Annotated in this window: 3 protein-coding genes and 2 pseudogenes; all 5 read right to left on the minus strand. The window is 38.0% G+C overall.

Annotated features, from left to right (window positions below; translation table 11 throughout):
- Positions 1-444: pseudogene (locus P20439_RS12545) on the minus strand (hypothetical protein); the annotation flags it as partial.
- Between the two features lies 1 nt (position 445).
- A complete protein-coding gene (gene tatC, locus P20439_RS12550) occupies positions 446-1186 on the minus strand; it encodes a twin-arginine translocase subunit TatC (RefSeq protein ID WP_008467379.1) in 741 nt (246 codons plus the stop codon).
- Between the two features lie 48 nt (positions 1187-1234).
- Complete coding sequence (gene tatB / locus P20439_RS12555; RefSeq protein ID WP_242376063.1) at positions 1235-1561, minus strand: Sec-independent protein translocase protein TatB; 327 nt, start codon at positions 1559-1561, stop codon at positions 1235-1237.
- Positions 1562-1572: 11 nt separating this feature from the next.
- Positions 1573-1821, minus strand: a complete 249-nt coding sequence (tatA, locus tag P20439_RS12560; RefSeq protein ID WP_008467382.1) for a Sec-independent protein translocase subunit TatA — start codon at positions 1819-1821, stop codon at positions 1573-1575.
- Positions 1822-1901: 80 nt separating this feature from the next.
- Positions 1902-2102: pseudogene (gene ubiB, locus P20439_RS12565) on the minus strand (ubiquinone biosynthesis regulatory protein kinase UbiB); the annotation flags it as partial.

A 2102-nucleotide genomic window follows, 5' to 3' on the forward strand; every position in this document is an offset into this window, starting at 1 on the left:
AAAGAATTAAATACACCACGACTAATAACCACGTTGTCATCTTCTTTTAGCGTTATGCCGTCAGATCCAATTTGGCGCCATTGTTGGCCGTTTTCTAGAGTAATAATTAACTCACCATAAGCTGCTTCTTTAATGGCTGATACAGTTGAGCTAATAGAGCTGTCATTTTCTTTCGCAATATTTTTATGCTCTGAAACCAAACTCTTCTGCTTGTGTTACCGCTACAGCAACAGGTGCGGTGGCTTCTGTATTTGTTGGTGAGAGTGTTTTATTTACAGTAGGCTTGCTCAGCGGTTTACCGGCAACCGTATTATCGTAACAAAGCAGGCGGTTAAAGTCGTTTTCAATAAAGCTACATGCTTGCAGTGCTTGCTCGTTAATAGCTGTGGCTGCAAAAGTCGGTGCGCTTAACAAAACTAATAGTGAGAGTAGTTTTTTGTTCATGTTATTCCTCAGATTCTTGTTGTGGTTTAGCGGTATAAAATTTAGCTAAAATTAGGCCTAGCTCAAACAAAATAAGCATAGGTAGCGCTAATAAAGTTTGTGACAATACATCGGGCGGTGTTAAAAACATCGCTACTACAAAAACACCCACTACAATATAGGGACGTTTTTCTTTTAAGCTTTGCGTTGTTGTAGCGCCGCTCCAGCACAGCAGCATAATGGCTACTGGAATTTCAAAAGCGACACCAAAGGCAAAAAATAGTTTTAGTACAAACCCTAAGTAGCTACTAATATCCGGTGCTAAGGTGAGCATTGCAGGACCCGCACTGGTAAAAAAGCCTAAAATAATTGGCAGTACTACAAAGTAGCAAAAGGCAATACCACCATAAAACAAAAAGATGCTTGAGGCGAGTATTGGCATTAACATGCGTTTTTCGTGCTTATACAATCCCGGAGCTATAAAACCCCAAACCTGGTGTAATATCCACGGAATAGAGGCAAATAATGCGACAAATAACGTTAGTTTAAAAGGGGCAAAAAATGGCGCTGTGACATCAGTTGCTATCATGGTTGCAGTGTTTGGCAAATGTGAAATTAATGGCGCTGCAACAAATGTATAAATGTCGTTTGCAAAATACACTATTGCAATAAAAATAACTAAAATGCTTAATAGTGATTTAATCAGCCGATCGCGTAATTCAATTAAATGCGCGACAAACCCCGATTTTACTTCCTCAGCCATTATTTTTTATACCATTTAGTAAGTTGACCACAAAGTGAGAAATTAATTTCACTTTGTATCATCAATATTTTGCTTATTAGAGGGATCGATTTGATTTTTTTTATAACTGTGGGTCACAGACTGAGCGGCCTGTTGTAGTTCAGTTAGTGAACTTTGTAGTTCAGGACTTAAATCGGTTAAGTTTTGTTGCTCCGCTTTTTTAAGGTTTTCGTGTAATTCGTGCACACGCAACTCTTCGCTCACTTCAGCTTTCACTGAGTTAGCAAGCGACTTTGCAGTTTTTATCCAGCGGCTTACCGTTCTAATTGCTACAGGTAAACGCTCTGGACCAAGCACTACTAAACCAACAATTAAAACAACAATTAGCTCCCACATCCCCATGCTAATTAAACCTTGTTATTGTCTTTATTTTTTTCAGTATGGGCAGAATCAAGCGGTGCACTTTCTTCTGATTTTTGAATCTGCTCTGGCTTTTCTTTATCTGTATTTTTTTCGTCAGACATTGCTTTTTTAAAGCCTTTAACTGCTCCACCTAAATCCCCACCAATACCGCGTAATTTTTTAGTGCCAAACAAAAGTACAATAATTGCTAATACAATCAATAACTGCCAAAGACTAATACCGCCAAATCCCATGTTTATCTCCCGTTTTCATAATTATAAAGTGTATATTTTAAATACTAATTATACGCCTAAAAACGTAAATAGCACTTAGTTTATGTGCTACGCCATGCTGCTATAAAACCAATAATAGCGCTACTTATAGCGATACTTGCAGCAATTAAATCGTGCTGTAAATAAAATAATGCCGCAATAACCATAGCCGCACTGCTAAACAAACCTAAAACCAAAGGTTTATGAGATCCCTTCGGAGCCTGTACTTGAATTTGTGGTGGACGTTTTAAGCTTTGATAAAT

The sequence above is a fragment of the Pseudoalteromonas sp. BSi20439 genome (genome assembly GCF_000241165.1).
GTDB lineage: Bacteria > Pseudomonadota > Gammaproteobacteria > Enterobacterales > Alteromonadaceae > Pseudoalteromonas.